This is a genomic window from Streptomyces sp. NPDC056948, assembly GCF_042674225.1.
Lineage (GTDB): Bacteria > Actinomycetota > Actinomycetes > Streptomycetales > Streptomycetaceae > Streptomyces > Streptomyces purpurascens.
On the sequence record NZ_JBHUQX010000096.1, the window covers coordinates 1 to 24,209 of the forward strand.

The 24,209-nt window shown below is 72.3% G+C and carries 7 protein-coding genes and 1 pseudogene; 7 read left to right on the forward strand and 1 reads right to left on the reverse strand.

Translation table 11 applies throughout. The annotated features are described in order from the left end of the window. Positions 1-10: 10 nt before the first annotated feature. Positions 11-967: an ABC transporter ATP-binding protein gene (locus ACFTZL_RS14985; protein WP_382581687.1), complete on the reverse strand. Its 957-nt coding sequence runs from the start codon at positions 965-967 to the stop codon at positions 11-13. 140 nt (positions 968-1,107) lie between these two features. Between ACFTZL_RS14985 and ACFTZL_RS14990 the strand changes: the two genes are divergently transcribed. From ACFTZL_RS14990 to ACFTZL_RS15020, 7 genes and pseudogenes are all read left to right on the forward strand, one after another. Beyond that, positions 1,108-2,862: a fatty acyl-AMP ligase gene (locus tag ACFTZL_RS14990; RefSeq protein ID WP_382581689.1), complete on the forward strand. Its 1,755-nt coding sequence runs from the start codon at positions 1,108-1,110 to the stop codon at positions 2,860-2,862. Further along, entirely contained in the window at positions 2,859-4,589 is a 1,731-nt protein-coding gene (locus ACFTZL_RS14995; RefSeq protein WP_382581691.1) for an acyl-CoA dehydrogenase family protein, read from the forward strand. Before ACFTZL_RS14990 ends, ACFTZL_RS14995 begins: the two co-directional genes overlap by 4 nt. Beyond that, on the forward strand, positions 4,586-6,298 hold the full coding sequence (locus tag ACFTZL_RS15000; protein WP_382581693.1) for an acyl-CoA dehydrogenase: 1,713 nt from the start codon (positions 4,586-4,588) through the stop codon (positions 6,296-6,298). The genes ACFTZL_RS14995 and ACFTZL_RS15000 overlap by 4 nt, the downstream gene beginning before the upstream one ends. A gap of 121 nt (positions 6,299-6,419) precedes the next feature. Next, positions 6,420-6,677 (forward strand): acyl carrier protein, encoded by a 258-nt coding sequence (locus ACFTZL_RS15005; protein WP_382581695.1) that lies wholly within the window; start codon positions 6,420-6,422, stop codon positions 6,675-6,677. A 2-nt stretch (positions 6,678-6,679) separates the two neighbouring features. Beyond that, positions 6,680-23,095: an amino acid adenylation domain-containing protein gene (locus ACFTZL_RS15010; RefSeq protein WP_382581697.1), complete on the forward strand. Its 16,416-nt coding sequence runs from the start codon at positions 6,680-6,682 to the stop codon at positions 23,093-23,095. 227 nt (positions 23,096-23,322) lie between these two features. Next, positions 23,323-23,532, forward strand: coding sequence for an MbtH family protein (locus ACFTZL_RS15015; protein ID WP_382581699.1), 210 nt, complete (start codon positions 23,323-23,325; stop codon positions 23,530-23,532). 32 nt (positions 23,533-23,564) lie between these two features. Further along, positions 23,565-24,209: pseudogene (locus ACFTZL_RS15020) on the forward strand (L-asparagine oxygenase); the annotation flags it as partial.

A 24,209-nucleotide genomic window follows, 5' to 3' on the forward strand; every position in this document is an offset into this window, starting at 1 on the left:
GTCGCCGTCATCAGGCCGCCTCCCGCCGGGCGCGGCTGGTCAGGCCGAGGAACACGTCGTCGAGGGTGCAGCGGCTGAGCCCGATCTCCAGCACCTCGACCTGCTCACTCTCAAGCGCGGTCAGGGCGCGGCCCAGTGCGGCCCGGCCGTCGGCGGCGGCCGCTTCCACACGCCGGGCACGGCGGTCCACCGTCGGGGTGGCGCCGGTGGCCCGCTGCGCGGCGCGTGCCGCCGCGTCGAGCTGGTGGTCCTCGGCGACACATACGACGAGCCGGTTGCCGGCAGCCGCCTTCAGCTCGTCGCTGGTGCCCTCGGCCACGACCTGTCCCCGGTCGATCACGGTGATCCGGTCGGCGAGGCGGTCCGCCTCCTCCAGGTACTGGGTCGTCAGCAGGATGGTGGTGCCGCCGGCGACCAGCTCACCGACCGCCTCCCAGGTGTCGAGCCGGCTCTCGGGGTCGAGCCCGGTCGTCGGCTCGTCCAGGACGACCAGGGGTGGGGAACCGACGAGCGCGGCGGCCAGATCCAGCCGTCGGCGCATACCTCCCGAGTAGGTGCCGGCCGGGCGCCCCGCCACGTCGGTGAGCCGGAACCGGGACAGCAGGTCATCCGCGAGGCGGCGGGCCGTATGGCGGCCCACACCGCGCAGTTTCGCGACGAGATACAGGTTCTCGAAGCCGGTCAGCAAACCGTCGACCGTCGAATACTGGCCGGCCAGTCCAATGCTGGAGCGTACTTTCTCCGGTTCGACCGCCACATTCCAGCCATTGACGAAAGCATGGCCGGAATCCGACTTGAGGAGGGTCGTAAGAATCTTTACCAGCGTGGTCTTTCCTGCTCCGTTCGGGCCCAGAAGCCCCAGGACCTCGCCCTGGCTCACCTCCAGGTCAACGCCACGTAAGGCGTGCCTCTCCTTGAACTTCTTTCGTAGTCCCTGTACGGCGATGGCCGCGGTTGGGGTATGCACAAACCCGTTCTACGTTCTACCGATGACCGAAGTCGCTTATGGAACGTTCAAATTTTCTTGTGCCTTCGATGGAATTACTTGAAGGTTCCTTGAATGTTTCACTACCCGTGCGAGGATCGTGATTCCGTACGGTTTCTGTCGTGCGAGAATTACTCACGACGCTGAGGGAACAGGCAGCGCGTAATCCGCAGCAGCCAGCCGTGACCCTCGTTTCGGACTTACCTGACATCAGACGGACAGTGCGCGACCGCGCGGAACTCGATCTGCATTCAAGGCGCATCGCCTCCTGGCTCCAGGAGCGGCTCTCACCAGGAGACCGGGCTCTGCTCCTCTACTCCCCCGGAATCGAGTTCACCACCGCCTTCTCCGCCTGTGTCCACGCCGGCCTCATCGCCGTCCCCGCCCCACTGCCGGGCCGCTATCGCCACGAGCGCCGCAGGCTCGCCGCCATCGCACGCGACGCCGGGGTGCGCGCCATCCTGACGCAGCAGGGCGATCTCCAGGACGTCGAGAAGTGGATCGCCGAGGAAGGCGTCGTCGGGGCGGTCTGCCACCCGACCGACGCCGAGGACGGGGACCCGGAGGCCTGGACCGCTCCCGAGGTGTCACCCGACACCCTGGCCCTGCTCCAGTACACCTCGGGTTCGACCGGCGACCCCAAGGGCGTCATGGTCACCCACGGCAACCTGGTCGCCAACGTGGACCGCATGGTCCGCATGTTCGGCAACGACAGCGGCACGACGTACGGCGGCTGGATACCCCTGTACCACGACATGGGGCTGATCGGCCTGATGCTGCCCGGCCTCCTGCGCGGGAACGGGTACGTCCAGATGGATCCCATGTCCTTCCTGCGCCGCCCCTTCCACTGGCTGCGCATGCTGGACGCCTGCGACGTCAACTTCACCGCCGCACCCGACTTCGGCTACGAGATGTGCGTACGCCGGGTCACCGACGAGCAGCTCGCCACGCTCGACCTGTCCCGGCTCAAGGCGGCCAACGGCTCCGAGCCCGTCCGAGCCGACGTGGTCACCGCCTTCACCGAGCGGTTCGCCGCCGCCGGACTGCGGCCCGAGGCGCTCATCCCCGTGTACGGCCTGGCGGAGGCGACGCTCATGGCCTCCGGCACCACCGGGCGGCCACCTCTGCGCACCGAGGTCGACGCCGCCGCCCTGGAGAACCGGGAGCTGCGGCCCGCCACCGGCACGCACCGGTCCCGCGTCCTCGTCGGATGCGGGGCGCCGAGCGGATCCGACGCACTGATCGTCGACCCCGACACCGGCGACGCCCTGCCCGACGGCCACATCGGCGAGATCTGGCTCGACGGCCCCTGCGTCACCGCCGGTTACTGGGAGAACGACGACGCCACCGACGCCACGTTCCACGCCCGCACGAGCGACGGACGCGGCCCGTTCCTGCGCACCGGCGACCTCGGCGGCCTGCTCGACGGCGACCTGTACATCACCGGCCGCCGCAAGGACGTCCTCGTCCTGCACGGACGCAATCTGCACCCCGCGGACATCGAGTACGAACTGCGCTCCCAGCAAGAGGAGTTGGAAGGCCTGCACGGGGCCGCCTTCTTGGTCGGGCACGACGACGGCGTGGACACCGCCCCTGCCATCGTCGCCGTGCACGAGATCCGCGCCCACTGGGGTGCCGAACGGCTCGGCGAGATCGCCGTGGACATGAAGCAGACCGTCGCCCGCGAGTTCGGCGTACCGGTCGCGGCCGTCGCCCTCGTCAGGCCCGCCGGCGTACGGCGCACCACCAGCGGCAAGGTGCAGCGCTCCGCGATGCGCGCCCTCTACCTCGCGGGCGAACTGGACACCCTGCACCTCGCCGAGGACCCGCTGCTCACCACCGCCCTCACCGACCACCGGCGGGTGACCGCACGATGACCACAACGGCCGACCTGCAGACCCTGCTCGCCACCCACGATGTCCTCGCCCCCGACGCGCTCGCCGAACTCGACGACCGCGAGGAGTTCCCCGACGGCGCCGTCCGCCTCCTCGACGACGCCGGGCTGCCCGCCCACTACGTCCTCTCCCCGGACGGCGACTTCAGCCGGACGGTACGGCTGCTGCGCGCCGTCGCCCGCCGCGACCTGACCCTGGCCATCGCGCACGGCAAGACGTTCCTCGGGGCCGCTCCGGTGTGGGTGGCCGGCGCCCCGGACCAGGCCGCCCGGCTCGCCGAGCGCGTACGTGCCGGCGAGGTGGTCTGCTGGGGGCTGACCGAGCGCGACCACGGAGCCGACCTGCTGGCGAGCGAGTTCGCGGCGGTGGCCGACACGGACGTGGACGCGGCAGATGGCCCCGGCACCGGTAACGCCAACGGTCATGGCGACGGCAGCGGCGGCTGGCGGCTCACCGGCGAGAAGTGGCTCATCAACAACGCCACCCGCTCCACCCTCGCCTGCGTCCTCGCCCGCACCGACCGCGCGGGCGGCGGACGCGGCTTCAGCCTCTTCCTCGTGGACAAGAGGCGGCTGCCGGAGGGTAGTTGGCGCAACCTGCCCAAGGTCCGGACGCACGGCATCCGCGGCGCCGACATCAGTGGGTTCGCCCTCGACGGCGCCCCGGTGCCGGCCGACGCCCTCATCGGTGAGCGGGGCGACGGGATCGCCGTGGTCCTCAAGACCCTCCAGCTCACCCGTATCGCCTGCACCGCGCTCTCCCTCGGCGCCGCCGACCACGCCCTGCGGCTGGCCCGCGACTTCGCGACCGGACGCGAGCTGTACGGCCGTCGCCTCGCCGACATCCCGCACATACGGCGCATCCTCGGCCGGGCGGCCGCCGCCGCACTGACCGTCGAGGCCGTGAGCCTGCTCTCCGCCCGCTCGGTGCACACCCTGCCCGGCGAACTGAGCGCGATCTCGGCGCTCACCAAGGCATACGTCCCGACCCTCACCCAGGAGACGCTCACCTCCCTCGGAGAACTCCTCGGCGTGCGCGGCTTCCTCACCTCGCCGCCGGGCGGCGGCTTCGCCAAGCTGGAGCGCGACCACCGCATCTGCGCGATCTTCGACGGCAGCACGGCCGTCAACCGCGCCTCCCTCCTCAATCAAATGCCGCGCCTGACACGCCAGTTGAGTCGTCGCCGCACCGACGTCGAGGGTCTGCGAGCAGCCGCCGACCTCACCGCCCCCCTGCCGCCCTTCGACCGCGACCGTCTGACGATGCTGTCGGTCACGGGATGCAGCGCGGTACAGGCCCTGCCCGACATGGCGGCGCGCATACGCGACCAAGGGCCACCGCGGGCGGCACCCCTCATCGAGCGGCTGCTCACCGAACTCGTCCGGCTGGAAGCGGAGTCGGCCGACTTCGTCCCCGTCGTGGGCGGACTGCCCAGCACGGCGTTCGGCATGGCCGAGGCCTACGAACGCGCCTACGCCGCTGCCGCCTGCCTTCTGCTGTGGCTGGAGAACCCGCCCCTGCGCACCGGTCGGCTCGCGACGGACGGCCTGTGGCTACGGGCCTGCCTGACCGTCCTGCTCGGCGAGGAAGGCAGCGACGGCAGCCATGGCAGCGGTGGCGAGGACGCCACCGCCGTCCTCGACGCCCTGGCCGACGTCGTACTCACCACACCCGCAACGGAGTTAACCCTCTGGGGAGGTGCCGCATGACCACCGCCACGACCGGCCTCGCCCCCAAGCGCGCCGACGAACTCGAACACCTCCTCGGCAGCCTCTCCGACCCGGCCAACCCCACCGGCACCACCGCGATCCTCGCCGCCGACGAACGCGCGGAGATGCTCGCCGCCGGAGAGTCCCTGCTGCACTCCTACGGACTGAACTCCGAGTTGGTCCCGCCCGAGCTCGGCGGGCGTCTCGTGCGGGCCGACCACCTCGCCGAGGTGATACGGGTTCTCTACCGCCGCGACCCCGCGCTCGGCCTCGGCTACGGCGCCAGTTCGCTCATCGCCGGCGTCACCGTGTGGACCGCGGGAGCCGAACCCCAGAAGGAGCACGCCGCCCGCCTGCTTCTCGACGGCCGCCGAATCGCCATCGCGTTTCACGAGCTCGCGCACGGCAACGACATGGCCGGCACGGAGTTCCGAGCGACCGCCACACCGGACGGTCTGCGCCTGAGCGGCCGTAAAGAGGTCGTCACCAACATCGCGCGCGCCGACGCCATGGTCGTCCTCGCCCGCACCGACCCCAGCTCGGGCCCGCGCAGCCACACCCTGGTCCTCGTCGACCGCGCGAGCGCCGACCCCGCCCACCTGGCCGATCTGCCGCGCTACGGCACCGTGGGCATGCGCGGAGTCCAGCTCGGCGGGATGCGCTTCGCCGACCTGCCCGTGCCCGCCTCCGCCGTCCTCGGCCCGGTCGGCTCCGGACTGGAGACGGCCCTGAAGGCCCTGCAGATCACCCGCACGGTCCTGCCCGCGATGGCCACCGGCATCCTCGACACCGGGCTGCGCCTCACCGTCGATCACCTCACCGGGCGCCGGCTCTACGGCGGCCCCGCCACCACCCTCCCGCACGTCCGATCGGTACTGGCCGGCGTCTTCGCCGACCTGTTGCGTGCCGAGGCGCTCGGCGCGGTCGGTGCCCGTGCGCTGCACCTGGTGCCCGGCGCGGCGAGCGTGTACGCCTCCGCGGTCAAGTTCGAGGTGTCCCGACTGCTGCTGGAGGCCATGGACCGGCTCGCGGAACTCCTCGGCGCCCACTTCTATCTGCGCGAGGGCCCCACCGCGCTGTTCCAGAAGCTGCTGCGAGACCTCGCCCCGGTCGGCTTCGGCCACATCGCGCGCGCCGCCTGCCAGATGAGCCTGCTCCCACAGCTTCCCCTGCTGGCCCGCCGCACCTGGGACCGGCCCGGCACGCAGGCCCCCGCCGACCTGTACGCCCTCGCCGAGCCGCTGCCGCCGCTGCCGTACGACCTACTCGCCCTGCACGCAGCGGGCCGCGACCCGATCGCAGGCTCCCTGCACGCCCTTCTCGACGCGCCCTGGGCGCCTGAGCACGCCGACCTGCGGGACGTCATCGCCGCCGATCGCACGGAGCTGGCCGAACTGGCGGGTGTGTGCGTCCAGTTGTCGCCGGTAGAACTCGGTGTCGACGCCCGCCCCGAGTACTACGACCTCGTCACCCGGTACGTCCGCCTGCTGTCCCGGACCGCCTGGGTCCAGGTCTGGCGGCACGCCGAGCCAGGGAACTTCCTGGCCGACCCCGCCTGGCTGCGCGCGGCCCTGCACCGCTCGGCCCCGGGGCCGCACCGTCCGGGACCGCCGCCCGCCCAGGTCGAGGACGCGCTCCTCACCGAACTCCTGGACCGTCGCGACACCGGCCGCTCCTTCGGCCTGGCCGGAAGACCACTCGCCGTCTGAGGCCCACCGGCCACCTCGAGCCCGTACGCGGTCCGGCACGTGCTCACCCTCATGGGCGCGCCCTGCCGCCCCGCGGCCCGGCCTGTTCCTCATCCTCCGCTCAAGAAAGTGGACCCCCCTCATGACCGCTGGCAACCGTGACGTGCACACCTGGCTGACCGAGCGCGTGGCGACCTATCTGCGCCGTTCACCGGAAGACATCGACACGTCCGTGCCGCTGGCCGGCTACGGCCTGGACTCCCTGACGGCGCTGGCCATCACCGCCGACATCGAGGACGAGTTCGAGGTGACCGTGGACAACGCCCTGACCTGGGACCACCCGACGGTCGACGCACTGAGCACGGCCCTTTCCGAGCTGGTCGGCGGAAAGCAGGCCTGACGATGAACACGGCGCTACCGCTCACGGCGGCCCAGCACGGGGTGTGGGTCGCCCAGCGCCTCTCCCCCGACAGCCCCTTGTTCACCTGCGGCATCTACTTCGATGTCCCCGGACCGGTGGACCACACCCTGCTGGCCCGCGCCGTGCGGCGGACCGTGGCCGAGACCGAGGCGCTGCAGGTCCGCTTCCACGACGACGGCGAAGAGGTGCGCCAGGTCCTGGACCCGTCCGTGAAGGGCGAGTTGGATCACGTCGACGTGAGCGGCGAGGCCGACCCGGCCGCCGCAGCTCTGGCCTGGATCGACGCCGCGGAAACACGGCCGTTTCCCCTGAACGGAAAGGACCGGCTGTTCCGGCACACCCTGCTGCGCCTCGGACCCGACCGGCACTGGATTCACTTCGGCTACCACCACATCCTCCTCGACGGCCGCGGACAGGTCCTGCACTGCGGTCGGCTGCTGCAGACGTACACGGCGCTCGGCGCCGGCGAGGAGCCGCCTCCCTCCGGTTTCGGCAGTCTGCGTGAGGTCCTGGCCGAGCAGGAGTCCTACCGCGCCTCGGAACGCCGGCAGGACGACGGCGCCTACTGGCGAAATGAGTTCGCCGACCTGCCCGAGTCCACGGAAATCGGCTCCGGCACGACCGGTCTCGCGCCCAGCCTGCCCAGCGCGAGCGGTCGGCTGCCCAAGGAGGTGACGCACCGGCTGCGCGGCTTCAGCGGGTCCCGCTGGTCCCTGCCGGTGATCGCCGCCATGGCCGCCTACACCCACCGCGTCACCGGCGCCCACGACGTCGTCGTCCGGGTGTTCATGGCCGCCCGGCTCAGCCCGCACGCCCTGGCGACCCCCGCCATGCTGGTCAACGAAGTCCCGGTGCGCGTGCCCGTCGACGGCTCCACGAGCTTCACCGAGCTGCTCGACCGGATCACCGCCCGGGTCAATGAGGCGACCCGGCACCAGCGCTACCCACAGGAGCTGTTGCGCCGTGACCTCTCGGTCGCGTCCCACCCGGGAAGCCTCGGCGGCCCGTCCGTGAACCTCCTGTCGTTCGCCTCCCCCCGCTGCTCCTTAGGCACCGTCGAGGCCGAGGCCCACCCGCTCGCCTCCGGTCCGGTCCGCGACCTGGCCCTGCACGCGTTCGGCGATCCGAGGGCTGCGGACGGCATCGAGATCGTGGTCAACGCCCACCCGGACCGCTTCAGTCCGGAGACCGCCGCCGCCCACCGCGAGCGCTACATACGCCTCCTCACCACCGCCACCGAGCACCCCGAGCTGCCCATCGGCGCCCTCGATCTGCTCGCCGACACGGAGCGGGAGCGCTTCCACGCCCACAACACCACCGACCGCGCGACCGACCCGCGCTCGCTGGTGGAGCTGTTCGAGGCACAGGACCCGGCCGCCGAGGCCGTCGTCTTCGAGGGCGAGCGGCTGACGTACGGCGAACTGGGCGCCCGCGTGAACCGTCTAGCGCACGCCCTGCGCGGACGCGGAGTGGGGCCGGAGTCGCGGGTGGCCGTGCGACTGCCGCGCTCGCTCGACCTGATCGTCGCGCTGTGGGCGGTGCTGAAGACCGGTGCCGCGTACGTGCCGGTCGATACCGGCTACCCGGCCGACCGGATCGCCTACGTCCTCGCCGACTCCCGTACGTCCTTCGTCATCGACGAGGAGAACGTACGAACCCTCGGCGCGGGAGAGCCCGAGACCGCCCCCGGCGTCGCCCTGCGGGGGGACCACGCCGCCTACGTCATCCACACCTCGGGCACCACCGGCCGCCCCAAGGGCACCGTCGTCACCCACGCCGGCATCACCAACATGCTGGCCTGGATGCAGGACGAGTACCGGCTGACCCCGGCTGACCGGGTCGTGCACAAGACGCCGGTCGGGTTCGACGTGTCGGTGTGGGAGGTCTTCTGGACCCTCACCCGCGGCGCGACCCTCGTCGTCGCCCGCCCCGACGGCCACCGCGACCCGGCCTACCTGGCCCGACTGGTCCGCGACGAGCGGGTCACCGTCATCCACTTCGTCCCGGCGATGCTCGGCCTGTTCCTCGACGAGTACGAGCCCGTCGACTCGCTGCGCATGGTCAGCTGCGGCGGCGACGCCCTGCCCTCGGGGCTCGCCGAGCGCTTCCACCGCGAATGCGGCGCCGAGCTCCACAACTCCTACGGCCCCACCGAGTTCTCGGTGACCGCCACCTCCCACGCCTGCGCCCCCGGCGTGCCCGTCACCATCGGCACGCCCACCCACAACTCCCGTGCCTACGTGCTCGACCCGGCCCTCCAGCCGGTCCCGGACGGCGTCACCGGCGAGCTGTACCTCGCGGGCGTCCAGCTCGCCCGCGGCTACTTCGACCGCCCCGGCCCGACCGCCGAGCGCTTCGTCGCCGACCCCCACGGCCCGGCCGGCACCCGTATGTACCGCACCGGCGACCTGGTGCGCCGACGGGCCGTCGGAGACCTGGAGTTCGTCGGACGCGCCGACGACCAGATCAAGATCAACGGCCAGCGGGTCGAACCCGCCGAGGTCGAGGCCGTGCTGGCCGAGGTGCCCGGCGTCGAACAGGCCGTGGTCCTCGTCCACGACTCGGCGGCGGGCGCCCGGCAGCTCGTCGGCTATGTGACCGGCACCCCGCGGACCGATCCCCGGACCCACCTGGCGACCCTGCTGCCCGCCCACATGGTGCCCGTCGGCGTCCACGTCCTGCCCTCGATCCCGGTCACCCCCAACGGCAAGATCGACCGCCGAGCCCTGCCCGCCCCGGACCGGCCGGTCAGCGGACGCGCACCCGGCACCACCACCGAGCACACCCTGCTCGCCCTCGCCGCCGACCTGCTGAACCGGCCCGAACTGGGCGTGGACGACGACCTGTTCGCCCTCGGCGCGGACAGCATCCACGCCATCCAGCTCGTCAGCCGCGCCCGCCGCCAGGGCCTGAACCTCACCCCCCAGGACGTCTTCGACCACCCGACCGTCGCCCGCCTCTCCACAGCGGTGACCACGGCACCGGCGCCCACGCCCGTCGAGGACGACCCGGTCGGTGAGCTCCGCGAGACGCCGATGGCCCGGCGACTCGCCGAACGCGGCGGCCCCACCGCCGGGTTCGCCCAGTCCCTTCTCCTCACCGCCGGGCCCGGCCTGTCGTACGACCGACTCGGTGCGGCCCTGCAACGCGTTCTCGACCGCCACGACGCCCTGCGCATGCGAGGCCGGCACATCCGGCCCGTGGGCGCCGTACGGGCCGAGGACTGCCTGACCCGCGCCCCGGACGAGGACGTGGCCGCCCACAAGGAGGCCGCCCGTCGCGCACTGTCGCCCGAGGACGGCGCGATGGTCCGGGCCGTGTGGTTCGACTCCGGCCGACTGCTGCTCGTCCTGCACCACTTGGTCGTGGACGGCGTGTCCTGGCGCATCCTGCTGACCGACCTCGCCGAGGCCCTCGCGGACGGCGAACTGTCCCCGGCCGGAACCTCCCTGCGCCGCTGGGCCGCCCACCCCCACACCCCCGATGACGAACTCCCGCTGTGGACAGACCTGTTGTCCACCCCCGAACCCGTCCTCGGCGCCCGCCCCCTCGACCCCGCCCAGGACGTCCACGGCACCGCCCGCTCGATCACCGTCACCGTCCCGACGGACCTCACCGGCACCCTGCTGACCACGCTGCCCACCGCCTACCGGGCGACCCCGGACGACATCCTCCTCGCCGCGCTCTCGGCCGCCGTACAGCGCCACCGGGGCGAGGGACCGGTCCTGGTCGACCTGGAGGGCCACGGACGCGACCACCTCCCCGACGGCATGGACCTGTCCACCACCGTCGGCTGGTTCACCCGCATCCACCCGGTCCGCCTCGCCGCCAGCACCGAGACCGGCCCCGCCCTGCTCAAGCGCACCAAGGAGGGGCTCCGCGCCGTCCCGCACGGCGGCCGCGGCCACGACCTGCTCCGCGACCACCTCACCGGTCTGCCCACGCCCCAGATCTCCTTCAACTACCTGGGCCGCCTGGACGCACAGGACCTCGGCGGCTGGCGCCTCACCGACGACGCGACGGCCGTGGAACTCCTCGCCGACGACGGACTCGCGCTCACCCACGCCCTCCAGATCGACGCCCACGTCCGCGACGGCGAGCTCACCGCCGAGTGGACCTACCCCTCGGGCGTCCTCACGGAGACCGACGTCCGCGCCCTCGCCGAGGCATGGACCGCGGCCCTCGCCGAACTCGCCGTCCACACGCGAGGCGGACTCACCGTCTCCGACGTACCCCTGGTCCGGATCACCCAGGAGGAACTGGACCGGTTGCGCGGCGCCACCGACGTGCTGCCGCTCTCCCCGCTCCAGGAGGGTCTGCTCTTCCTCGCGCTGTACGAACCCGACGACCCGTACGTCGGCCAGCTCGTCCTGGAGATCGACGGCGGCTTCGACACCGAGCGGATGAGGAACGCCGCCACCGCGCTGCTGCACCGCCACCCCAACCTGCGCGCCGCCTTCCGCAGCCGCTCGGCCGGCGCCCCCGTCCAGGTCGTCCCCACCGACGTCAAGGTGCCGTGGGAGCAGCGGGACGAGAACGACGTGGAGGCGTTCCTCGCCCGCGACCGGACGCGCGGCTTCAGCGTCGTACGGCCGCCCCTGCTGCGGTTCACCGCCCTCGGTAACCGACTCGTCCTGACCCACCATCACCTGCTGCTGGACGGCTGGTCCCTGCCGCTGCTGGTACGTGACCTGTTCAGCCTGTACGGTGGCGCCGACCTGCCCCCGGCCCCGCCGTACCGCGACTACCTGGCCTGGCAGCGCGGACAGGACCACGAGGCCTCCGCCGAGGCGTGGCGCGAACATCTCGCCGGCCTGACCGCACCCACCCTGCTCGCCCCCGCCGACCGCGCCTCGGACGGCCACGACGTCCACGAACTCGTTCTGCCCGAGGCGCTGACCGACGCCCTGTCGGCGACCGCCCGTGCGCACCGGCTCACCCTGAACACCGTCGTACAGGGCTTGTGGGCCCTGCTGCTGAGCGGCTTCACCGGCCGTGACGACGTCGTGTTCGGCGCGACCGTCTCCGGGCGCCCGCCCGAGCTGCCCGGCGCGGAGTCGATGGTCGGGCTGTTCGTCAACACCCTGCCGGTCCGCGTGCGGATCCATCCGGACGAGCCCTTGTCCGCCCTGCTGACCCGGGTCCAGCACGAGCAGCGTTCTCTCGACGCCCACCAGCACGCCTCCCTGGCGGAGCTGACCCGCGCGTCCGGCTTCGACGCGCTGTTCGACACCATCGTCGCCTTCGAGAACTACCCGATGGACGACGGCATCGAGGCCGGCGGACTGCGCCTCGCCCACGCAGACCTCGTCGAGCGCACCCACTACCCGGTCAGCCTGTCCGTCTTCCCCGGCGAGCGGCTGCGGCTGAGGTTCTCCTACCTCACCAGCGCCTTCGACGCCTCGGCCGTCGTACGCATCGCCGACCACCTCGCCGACCTGCTCGACAGCGCCGCAGCCGAACTCGACGTCAGAGCCGGTGAGTTGATCACCGTGGGCGAGGAGGGCCGGCTGCTGGTCACCGGCGTCCGTACGGCCGACGCTCCCGCGAAGGCCACGGCCACCGTCACGGGCGGCGAGCCCCGCTCGCCCGAGGAGCAGAAGCTGTGCGCCATCGCCGCCGACGTGCTCGGCGTCGAACGGGTCGGCGTGCACGACGAGTTCTTCGCGCTCGGCGGCACCTCAATCCTGATGATCCGCCTCGTCCACCGCGTCCGCGACGAGTTCGGCGTCGACCTTTCCCTGCGAGACGTCTTCGCCGGGCCGACCGTCGCCGGCGTCGCCGAACGGCTGACCCGGCTGGCCCCACAGGCCAAGCGCATCATGGCCGAGGAGCGGCCCGGCCGCGTCCCGCTGTCGTTCGCCCAGGAACGCATGTGGTTTCTCCAGCGGCTCCAGGGCGCCTCGGGAACGTACAACATCCCCATCCAGGTCCGGCTCGCCGGCCCGCTCGACGCGGACGCGCTCGGTGCCGCGCTCGCCGACCTGGTCGCCCGCCACGAGGCGCTGCGCACCCTGTACCCGGAGGACGCCGACGGCCCGCACCAGATCGTTCGGCCCCCGGACACCGGCTTCACCATGGAAGTCGTACGGGATGCGGGCCCCGCCCCCGATCTGGCCGCCTCCGCCGGCCGCCCCTTCGACCTCACCCGCGACCTGCCCCTGCGGGCCACGCTCTACCCGATCGGGCCGGACACCCACGTCCTGCTCCTCGTGGTGCACCACATCGCCACCGACGGAGCCTCGCTGCGACCCCTCACCGAGGATCTGTCCGCCGCCTACCGGGCCCGGCTCGACGGCGACGCGCCCCGGTTCCCCGAACTCACAGTCCAGTACCCGGACTTCGCGATCTGGCAGCGCGAGACGCTCGCCGCGGACCTGCCGCGCCAGATCGACTACTGGAAGGAGCACCTCGACGGCCTCCCGCCCGAGGTCACCTTCCCCGGCGACCGGCCCCGCCCGGCCGTGGCCACACACCGCGGCGACCACGTGGAGTTCCCCGTCGACGCGGAGCTCTACCAGCGGATGCTGGATCTGGCCGGCCGTACCCGCACGACCCCGTTCATGATCCTCCAGGCCGCCGTGTCCCTGCTGCTGACCCGGCTCGGCGCGGGCGAGGACATCCCGCTCGGCGGTGTGATCGCCGACCGGCCCGACTCGGTGCTCGACGACGTGGTCGGCGTCTTCATCAACACCCTCGTCTACCGCATGGACACCTCGGGCGACCCGACCTTCGAGGAACTGCTGGTCCGCGTCCGCGAGACGGGCCTGGCGGCGTATGCCCACCAGGGCGTGCCGTTCGAGCGTCTGGTGGAGGAGCTGAACCCGGAGCGCTCCCGCTCCCGGCACGCCTTCTTCCAGGTCATGCTGGCCTGGCTCGACCTCACCGAGGCCCGCTTCGACCTGCCCGGCGTCACCGCCGACCCCGGCCCGGTGACCAGCGGCACCGCCAAGTTCGACGTGCACTTCGACTGTCACGTCCACGAGGACGGCGGGCTGCTGTGCCGCCTGGAGTACGCCACCGACCTGTACGACCGCCGTACGGCGCAGAGCTTCGCGGCCCGCTTCGTACGCGTCCTGGAGGGCGTCACCGCCGACCCCGGACAGCGGCTGTCCCAGGTGGACGTGCTCGGCGCCGACGACCGCGCCCTGGTGCTGCACGGCTGGAACGCCACCGGCCTCGCGTGGGACGACCCGCGTTCGGTCGTGGAGCGCTTCGAGGCGCAGGACCCGGACGCCGAGGCCGTCCTCTTCGAGGGCGAGCGCGTCACGTACGGCGAGCTCAACACTCGCGTGAACCGCCTCGCGCACGCCCTGCGCGACCGGGGCGTCGGCCCCGAATCGAGGGTCGCGGTGATGCTGCCGCGCTCGGTGGAGCTGATCGTGGCGCTGTGGGCGGTGATCAAGGCGGGCGCCGCGTACGTGCCCATCGACACCGGCTATCCCGCCGACCGGATCGCGTACATCCTCGACGACTCCGGCGCGACCCTGCTCATATCCCACCGGGACGTGGATGGGTTCGACCGGATCGCGCCCGACAGTGGATCGGTGACGGAGAACCCGAGCGTTCCGGTCCACGGCGACAACGCCGCCTACGTCATCTACACCTCCGGCTCCACGGGCCGCCCCAAGGGCACCGTCAACACCTACGCCGGCATGGGCAATCGCCTGTGGTGGATGCAGCGCGACCACGAACTGACCGCCACCGAGAGGGTGTTGCAGTCAACCCCGGTGAGCTTCGACGTGTCGGTGTGGGAGGTCTTCTGGACCCTCGCCCACGGCGGCACCCTCGTCGTCGCCCGCCCCGACGGCCATCGCGACCCGCTCTACCTGGAACGGCTGATGCGCCAGGAGCACGTCGGCGTCGTCCACCTCAGCTCCTCGATGCTGGGGGCCTACCTCGCAGAGACCCGGCTGCCGGACTCGGTACGCCTGGTCGTCTCCGGCGACGAGGCCCTGCCCGCCGAGCTGGTCCGCCGGTTCCACGAGTACGCTGAGGACGAGGCTGCCGTGCTCCTCAACGCCTACGGCCCGACCGAGGCGGCCGTCGACGTCACCACCTGGCCGGCCGGCCCGGACACCGACGCCGTGCTGATCGGCGGCCCCGTCCCCAACACCCGCATGTACGTGCTCGACACCGACCTGGCCCCCGTCGCGCCGGGCGTGCCCGGCGAGCTGTACTGCGAGGGCGTCCAGCTCGCCCGCGGCTACCTCGACCGGCCATCACTGACCGCCGAACGATTCGTCGCGAGCCCCTACGGCCCGCCAGGATCCCGTATGTACCGCACGGGCGACGTAGCCCGCTGGACGGCGGACGGCGAGCTGGAATACCTGGGCCGCGCCGACAACCAGGTCAAGCTGCGCGGCTTCCGCGTCGAACTCGGCGAGATCGAGGACGCGCTGGCCGACCACCCGGCCGTCGCCCAGGCCGCCGCGGCCGTCCACGGCCAGTGGCTCGTCGGTTACGTCGTCCCCGCCGACCCGAGCGCCCCGCTCAACGCCGCCGAAGACATCCGCGACCGGCTCGCCGCCCGGCTGCCCGAGTACATGGTCCCGGCCCAGATCGTCACCCTGGAGGAGCTGCCGCTCACCCCGAACGGCAAGCTCGACCGCAAGACCCTGCCGGTCCCCGACCTCGCCCACACCGGCGGGCGAGCACCGCGCACCCCACAGGAGGAGATCCTGTGCGGCCTGTTCGCCGACGTGCTCGGCGTCCCCGAGGTGTCGATCGACGACGACTTCTTCTCGCTCGGCGGCCACTCCCTGCTGGTCACCCGGCTGGCCGGCCGCATCCGCGCCGCCCTCGACGTCGACATCGAACTGTCGGTGCTGTTCGAGGCGACGACCGTGGCGAAGCTCGCAGCCCGGCTCGCCGGGAGCGGACCGCGCCGCACCGGAATCACGCCTCAGCCGCGCGAGGGACGCCTGCCGCTGTCGTACGCCCAGGAACGGCTGTGGTTCCTGCACCGCTTCGAGGGCCCGTCCCCGACGTACAACCTGCCCGTCGCGCTACGCCTGGCCGGCGACCTCGACGTGGCCGCGCTCACCGCAGCCCTGGACGACCTGGCGGCGCGGCACGAGGCCCTGCGCACGGTCTTCGCCGAGGACGGACACGGCCCCCACCAGGTCGTGCTGCCGTCGGTGCCGCCGCTGAGCGTGGCGGGTGTCGACGAGGAGGGTCTCGCCGAACGGCTGGCGGAGGAGGTCCGCACCCCGTTCGACCTCACCACCCGACCTCCGCTGCGGGCCACCCTGCTCGACCTCGGTGAGAACGAACACGTACTGCTCCTCGTCCTGCACCACATCGCCGGCGACGGCGCCTCCATGGCCCCGCTCGCCCGCGACCTCGCCACCGCCTACGCGGCCCGGACCCAGGGCGAGGAACCCGGCTGGGCCCAACTGCCCCTCCAGTACGCCGACTTCGCGGCGTGGCAGCGGCAGACCCTGGGGGAGGCAGACGACCCGGGGAGCGTCCTTTCCCGGCAGCTCGACCACTGGCGGGCCACGCTCGCCGGGCTGCCCGAGCAGATGGAACTGCCCTTCGACCGGCCCCGGCCCGCCGTCCCCACCCACCGCGGCGACACGGTGCCCTTCACCGTCGCACCCGAGGTCCACGAGGCCCTGGTACGGCTCGCCCGCGAGCACCACACGACCGTCTTCATGGTCGTGCACGCAGCCCTCGCCACCCTGCTGCACCGGCTCGGCGCGGGCCACGACATCGTCATCGGCTCGCCCGTCGCGGGCCGCACGGACGACGCCCTGGCACCCCTGGTCGGCTACTTCGCCAACAACCTCGTCCTGCGCACCGACCTCACCGGCGACCCCGACTTCACCGAGGTGCTGCGCCGGGTGCGCGCGGCCGACCTGGCCGCCTACGCCCACCAGGACGTGCCGTTCGAACGGCTCGTGGAAGCGGTCAACCCGGTGCGCTCCACCGCCCGGCACCCCCTGTTCCAGACGGGCCTGAACTTCAGCAACGCCGACCAGCAAGCGGCCCTCGACCTCGCCGTCGAGCTGCCCGGGCTCTCCGCCCGCGTGCAGCCGGTCGCCTCACCGGCCGCCAAGTTCGACCTGTCGTTCTTCCTCACCGAGCGGCCCGAGGGCGGGGTGAGCGGGCTCCTGGAGTTCGCCACCGACCTGTTCGACCGTGACTCGGCCGCGCGGATCGCGGAGCGCTTCACCCGGCTGCTCACCGACGTCATCACGGAACCCGGCCGCCCCGTAGGCGAGTTCGACGTGGTGGACGAGGACGAGCGGCACATGCTGCTCACCGACTGGAACGCCACCGGACACGAGGTGCCGACGCAGACCCTCACCGACCTGATCGAAGCCCAGGTGGCCCGTACGCCGGACGCCCCCGCCGTCGTCTTCGGGCTCACCGAGCTGTCCTACACCGAACTCGACGCCCGGGCCAACCGGTTGGCCCGGGCCCTGACCGCCCTCGGCGCCGGTCCCGAGCGGTACGTCGCCGTACTGATGCCGGTCTGCGAGGACATCCCGGTGACCCTGCTGGCCGCCCTGAAGACGGGGGCCGGCTATCTGCCGCTGGATCCGGCGCATCCGGCGGAGCGGCTCACCTTCATGCTGAGCGACATCGCGCCGGTCGCGGTCGTCACCACGACCGAACTCGCCAATGAAGTACGGCCGTTGACGGAGGCCCCAATCGTCCTGACAGACGATCCGACGCTCGCCGAACAGTCGTCCGTCCCCCTCACCGGAGTGGTCCGCCGTCCCGAGCACGCCGCGTTCGTCATCTTCACCTCGGGCTCGACCGGGCGCCCCAAGGCGGTCATCGTCGAACACCGCTCGCTCGTCGCCTACCTGGCGTGGGCGACAGCCGAGTACGCGAGCCTGCGTCGCCGTGTCCTGGTGCACTCGCCGGTCTCCTTCGACCTCACCGCCACCGGCATGTTCGGCCCGCTGATCTCCGGCGGCACCGTGGAACTGGTCCGCTGGACGTCCAGCGGCCCCGACCCGGACGCCCACGTCACCCGGCCCGACTTCGTCAAGGCCACGCCCAGCCATCTGCACCTGCTCGGTGTGGTACCCGAGGAGTACTCGCCCGGGGGCCAACTCGTCCTCGGTGGCGAGTCGTTGCTCGGCGACGTGCTGGACGCCTGGCGTGCCCGGCACCCCGGGGTGACCGTCCTCAACGAGTACGGCCCCACCGAGACCACCATCGGTTGCAGTCTGTTCCGCATCGAACCCGGCGACTCCGTACCGCCCGGCGTCATCACCATCGGCACACCGGCCTGGAACACCCAGATGTACGTGCTGGACGCCCTGCTGCGCCCGGCGCCCGTCGGCACCGCGGGCGAGCTGTACGTCGCGGGCGGCCTCGTCACCCGCGGCTACCACGGCCGTCCCGGCCTGAGCGCGGGGCGCTTCGTCGCCAACCCGTTCGGCCCGCCCGGCTCCCGGATGTACCGCACCGGCGACCTGGCCCGCTGGACGGCCGCGGGACTGCTGGAGTTCGTCAGCCGCGTGGACGACCAGGTGAAGATCCGCGGCTTCCGCATCGAACTCGGCGAGGTCGAGGCCGTCCTCACCGCCCAGCCCGGCATCGACGCGGCCGCCGTCGTGGTCCGCGAGGACACCCCCGGCGACAAGCGCCTCGTCGCCTACGTCGTACCGGAGCCGGATTGTCCGGCCGACCCGGCCGCACTGCGCGCCGCCGTCGCACAGGCCCTGCCCGACTACATGGTCCCCGCCGCCTTCGTCGTACTGGAGACCCTGCCGCTGACCGCCAACAGCAAGATCGCCCGCAAGGCGCTGCCCGCCCCGGACCTGAGCACCGAGGGCTCGGGCCGACCGCCCGCGGAGGGCGCGGAGCGGCGCGTGGCGGACCTCTTCGCGGCCGTCCTCGGCGTGCCCGACGTGAGCGCCGACGACGACTTCTTCCGCCTCGGCGGCCACTCCCTGCTCGTCGCACGGCTGGTCAACCGCGTCCGGGCAGACCTCGGCGCCGAACTGTCCATCCGGGAGGTCTTCGAGCACGCGACCGTCGCCCGACTCGCCGCACTGCTGTCCGTCCGGCCGACGAAGGCCTCGCGGCCGCCGCTCGTCCGGCGCGAAGGGGCCGATCGGCCCGAACGGGTGCCGCTGTCGGCGGCACAGCGGCGGATGTGGTTCCTCGGCCGGCTCGACGGCCAGTCGCAGACGTACACCATCCCCGTCGTCCTGCGCATGACCGGCGCTCTCGACCGGGACGCCCTGCGGGACGCCTTCGGCGACCTGGTCCGGCGCCACGAGGTGCTGCGCACGGTGATCGCGGAAGGGCCGGACGGACCGCACCAGGTCGTCATCGACACCGAACCGCGCTTCGCGATCCGTTCGTTCGACCCGGCCGACTTCTCCGCGGGCGTGGCGGAGGCCGCCCGTATGCCTTTCTCCCTCGACCAGCAACCGCCCATCCGCGCCGTGCTGTTCACCGACAGGGACCGCGAACACGCCCTGCTGCTGCTCCTGCACCACATCGCGGGTGACGGCACGTCCATGCGGCCCCTCGCCGAGGACCTCTCCACGGCCTACGCCGCGCGACTCGCCGGCCGCGCCCCCGACTGGGCTCCGCTGCCCGTCCAATACGCCGACTACGCGCTGTGGGAGCGGGAACTGCCCGCGGACCGGGTCGGCTTCTGGAAGCAGGAGCTGGCCGGGATCCCCGACCAGATCGAGCTGCCCACCGACGGGCCCCGGCCGGCCGTCGCCTCCCAGCGTGGTGGCACGGTGCCCTTCACGGTGCCGGCCGCACTGCGTCGCCGTGTCGATGCGCTCGGCCGAGACCGGGGCGCCAGCGCCTTCATGGTGCTGCACGCCACGCTCGTCACCCTGCTGAACCGACTCGGCTCCGGCGACGACATCGTGATCGGAACGCCCGTCGAGGGCCGCCCGGACACCGCGCTCGAAGACCTCGTCGGGCTCTTCGCCAACACGCTGGTCCTGCGCGTCGACACCTCCGGCGACCCCACGTTCGAGGAACTCCTCGACCGGGTACGAGCGACGGACGTGGCGGCGTACGACCACACCGACGTGCCCTTCGAGCGGCTGGTCGAAGTCCTGAAGCCGGCGCGCTCACGCTCCCGGCACCCGCTGTTCCAGGTCATGCTGACGGTAAATCAGGAGCCGGTCGCTCCCACGCTGCCCGGACTGGAGGTGACCGTCGAGGATGTGCCGGGCGACCGGGCCAAATTCGACCTGTCGCTGATGCTCGTCGAGAACAGTGAAGGCGGTGAGGACGGTGAAGGCGGTGAGGGCGGCTGGTCCGGATGGGTCGAGTACGCCTCGGACCTGTTCGACCGCGCCACCGCCGAGAGCGTCGCCGCCCGCTATCTGCGTCTGTTGGAGGAGGTGACGGCCGACCCGGCACGTCCCCTGCACGCCCTGCCCCTGCTCACGTCCGCCGAACGCGAGGACGCGCTCGCCCGGCGGGGCGGCGCGGTCCGGCCGCTGCCCGAGGCCTCGCTGCCGCAGATGTTCGAGGCACAGGCGGCCCGCACCCCGCACGCCGTGGCCGTCGTCGCGGACGGTACGGAGTTCTCGGACGGTACGGAGCTGACGTACGAGGAGCTGAACCGCCGCGCGGGCCGGCTCGCCCGGCATCTGGTCGCGCTCGGGGCCGGACCGGAGACCGTCGTCGCCGTGGTCCTGCCGCGCAGCCCGGAGGTGATCGTGGCGCTGCTCGCGGTCCTGAAGACCGGGGCCGCCTATCTGCCGATCGACCCGGCCAACCCGCGGGCGCGGATCGATGCCCTCGTCTCTGACGCGGGCGCCGCGATCGTCCTGGACCAGGACGCGCTCGCCGCAGCTCCGGAAACCGGCGCGGACGGCGCCCCGGGCGTCCGGGTCCACCCCCACCAGGCCGCCTACCTGATCCACACCTCCGGATCGACGGGCCGCCCGAAGGGAGTGGTCGTCGAACACGGCTCGCTCGCCGCCTATCTCACGGAGGCCGCGGCGATGTACCCGGCCGCCTCGGGCGAGTCCCTGGTCCACACCTCCCTCGCCTTCGACATGCCGGTGACCACACTGTTCACACCGCTGATCACGGGCGGCCGGGTGCGGTTCGGCGAACTGGACGAGGACACCCCCACCCCCGACCTGCTCAAGGTCACCCCGAGCCATCTACGGCTGCTGGAGTCGCTGCCCGACCGCGTCAGCGACGCCCGGAACCTGGTCATCGGCGGCGAGGCCCTCGACGGCACCGCCCTGCAGGCATGGCGCGAGCGGCACCCCAAGGCCGTGGTGATCAACGAGTACGGTCCCACGGAGGCGACCGTCGGCTGTGTCGTCCACCGGCTCGAACCGGACGACGACTTCGCCACGGGACCGGTGCCCATCGGCCGCCCCATCGGGGGCGCGCGCGTGTACGTGCTGGACGACCACCTCCAGCCCGTCCCCGACGGTGTGTGGGGCGAGCTGTACCTCGCCGGCGCCGGCCTCGCCCGCGGCTACGCCGGGCGGCCCGGCCAGAGTGCCGAGCGGTTCGTCGCTGACCCGTACGGCCCGCCCGGCACCCGCATGTACCGGGTGGGCGACCGGGCCCGCTGGAACCGTGCAGGGGTGCTGGAGTACGCCGGACGCGTCGACGACCAGGTCAAGATCCGGGGTTACCGGATCGAGCCGGGCGAGATCGAGGCCGCGCTGACAGCATTTGACGAAGTCGCACAGGCCGCCGTGACAGCCCGAGAGGACCGCCCGGGGGACCAGAAGCTGGTCGCCTACATCGTGCCCCGTAAGGAGCGCGGGGAACTGCGCGACCAGCCCCCACGGACCCGCAGCGAACGAACGGCGTATCTCGACCCCGACGACCTACGGGCCAAGCTCGCCGCGACGCTACCCCCCTACCTCGTCCCGTCCACCTTCATCGAGGTCGACGAAATCCCACTGAACCCCAACGGCAAGCTCGACCGCAGGTCGCTGCCCGCCCCGCCGAACACCGCCGCCGGCACCGGCCGCGCCCCCCGCACCCCACAAGAGGCCCATCTGTGCACCCTGTTCGCCGAAGTGCTGAACGTGCCCGAGATCTCCGCCGACGCCGACTTCTTCGCACTGGGCGGTCACTCCCTGCTCGCCATCCGTCTGGCCGGCCGGATCCGTGAGACGCTGGCGGTCCGCTTCAGCCTGTCGGCGCTTCTCGAAGCACCGACCCCGGCGGGACTGGCCCGCCACCTCACCGGGGGCGGCCCGCACGCCGCGTCGTGGGTGCCGGACTCGGAAGCCGAGCTGAGTCCCGTCCTGCGCTTCACGTCGGGCACATCCCCCGCCGGCTCATCCGACGTGCCGTATGCCGACCCGCATGCCGGTGGTCCTCGGGAGATTCTGCTGACCGGGGCCACGGGGTTCGTCGGAGCCTTCCTCCTGGCCGAGCTGCTGCTCCGGACATCGGCCCGGGTGCACTGCCTCGTCCGTGCGCGGACCGACGCCGAGGCGCGCGAGCGGCTGACCGGGGCCATGCGGCGCTACGGCATCGGGCCGGTGCCGGACGATCCGCGGCTGAATGTCGTCCGGGGGGACCTGGCTGCAGTGGACCTCGGCCTCGACCCCGCGGACTGGGCGAGGCTGCGAGAGCGGGTCGACACGATCGTCCACAGCGGCGCACACGTCCATCACCTCTCGCCGTACACCCGGCTGAAGCCGGCCAACGTGGAGGGCACCCGAACCCTGCTGCGCCTGGCCGCCGAAGGCCGGCCGAAGGCGTTTCACCACCTCTCCACCCTCGGTGTGTTCAGGCCCGGCCAGGACTCCCGGCTGGTCACGGAGGATTCACCGACCGACGGTGAGAAACACCCGTTCGGGAACGGATACGCGGCGAGCAAATGGGTCGCGGACCGGCTCGTGGAGCGTGCCTTCGAGCGAGGGGCCGCCGGCGGCATCCACCGGCTCGGCCGCATCTGGGCGCATACCTCGACCGGTGCCGTCGGTCCGGACGACATGTTCTCCCGACTGCTCACCAGTTGCGCCGCGCTCGGCTGCCATCCGGTCGGACCGGATCTGGAGGAAGCGCTGCTCCCCGTCGATGTCCTGGCCCGCGCCCTTGTGGGGCTGATCCTGGCCGGGACGGGAACCGCCCGTGTGCACCACCTCCACCACCCGCGCAGCGTCGGAGCCGGTGTCTTCATGAGCGGCTACGACCGGATGCGCGGGACGGTCTCCGAGGCGGTCCCGCTCACCGTCTGGCTGAACCGCCTGCGGCGCGCGAGCGAACGGGGACAGGACCTGCCGATCCTGCCCTACCAGGCGTATCTCGAAGAGCACGCCAGGAACGCGCCGGAGCCGCGGCAGCCGACCCTGGAGTTCGAGAACGACAGGACGCTTCACCGGCTGCGGGATCTGGCGGTCGCGATCCCGAACATCGACGAGGCCGCGATCTCCCGCTATTGGGATTTCGTCGAACGGTGAGGCGCGCCGCGCGGGCCGGCCTCGCTGGCCCGGCTTCCTCCGAGCACCCCTCCGACCACTCGCACCGACCGCCGGTGGACGGCTCGCGCGAGTCCCTGCTCGCCGCCCTCCTCATCGACCTGATGAGCGGGCCACACCGCCCGGACCACCGGGCGGGACCGTGGCCCAACTCCCCCACACCGGGAGGCGAAGCGCCTCCCGGCTCCCGAAAGGAACACCGATCCGTCATGACCAACCCCTTCGAGAACCCCGACGGCACCTACCGGGTCCTGGCCAACGAGGAGGGACAGCACTCGCTGTGGCCCGACTTCACCGCCGTGCCCGCCGGCTGGACCACCGTCTTCGGCCCGGACAGCCGCACCGCCTGCCTGGAGTACGTCGAGCGCGAGTGGACCGACCTGCGCCCCAAGAGCCTCGTCCGGGCCATGGGCGAGTGACGCGGACGCAGCGGACGAAAGGGAACACGCACGTGAGCAGCGTCGACATGACGGAGGCACCGTACGCCCCGGCGAGCGCCGACGACACGGTGCGGTACGACGCCCGTACCCTGGTCCGGCTCGGCCATGTGGCGGCGGAACTGCTGGACCAGGCGGGCGACCGGGTCGACGACCCGGCATGGGTGGCCCTCGCCCGGCACGCCTGGGAGGACGTCCCTGCCGAAATACGGCGCACCGTGAGGGAGTTCCGCAGGCATTCGGGCCCCGACGGCGCCCTCGTCCTCAGGAGGCTCCCCATCGGAGCCGCGCACCTGCCGCCCACTCCCAGGGTGAAGGGCTCGGTCCAACACGGCCCGTCCCTGCCCGCGGCGACGCTGCTGCTGTTCGCGGCCGGGCTCGGCGACCCGGCCGCGTTCGCGGCGGAGAAGTGCGGCGCCCTCGTCCAGGACGTCGTGCCGGTGCCCGGCCAGGAGACGGTCCAGGGCAACGTCGGCTCGGTCGAACTCACCTTCCACACCGAGAACGCCTTCCACCCCCACCGCCCCGACCACGTCATGCTGTTGTGTCTGCGCCCCGACCACGAGGGCACGGCCGAACTGCGCACCAGTTGCGCCCGACGCGTCCTGCCGCTGCTGACACCCGGCACCCGGGAGGCGCTCGGCAGGCCCGAGTACGTC

Coding starts and splice junctions, on each gene's coding strand:
- ACFTZL_RS15015 (WP_382581699.1), top strand. CDS start 23,323: ATGACCAACCCCTTCGAGAACCCCGACGGCACCTACCGGGTCCTGGCC.
- ACFTZL_RS15000 (WP_382581693.1), top strand. CDS start 4,586: ATGACCACCGCCACGACCGGCCTCGCCCCCAAGCGCGCCGACGAACTC.
- ACFTZL_RS14995 (WP_382581691.1), top strand. CDS start 2,859: ATGACCACAACGGCCGACCTGCAGACCCTGCTCGCCACCCACGATGTC.
- ACFTZL_RS15010 (WP_382581697.1), top strand. CDS start 6,680: ATGAACACGGCGCTACCGCTCACGGCGGCCCAGCACGGGGTGTGGGTC.
- ACFTZL_RS15005 (WP_382581695.1), top strand. CDS start 6,420: ATGACCGCTGGCAACCGTGACGTGCACACCTGGCTGACCGAGCGCGTG.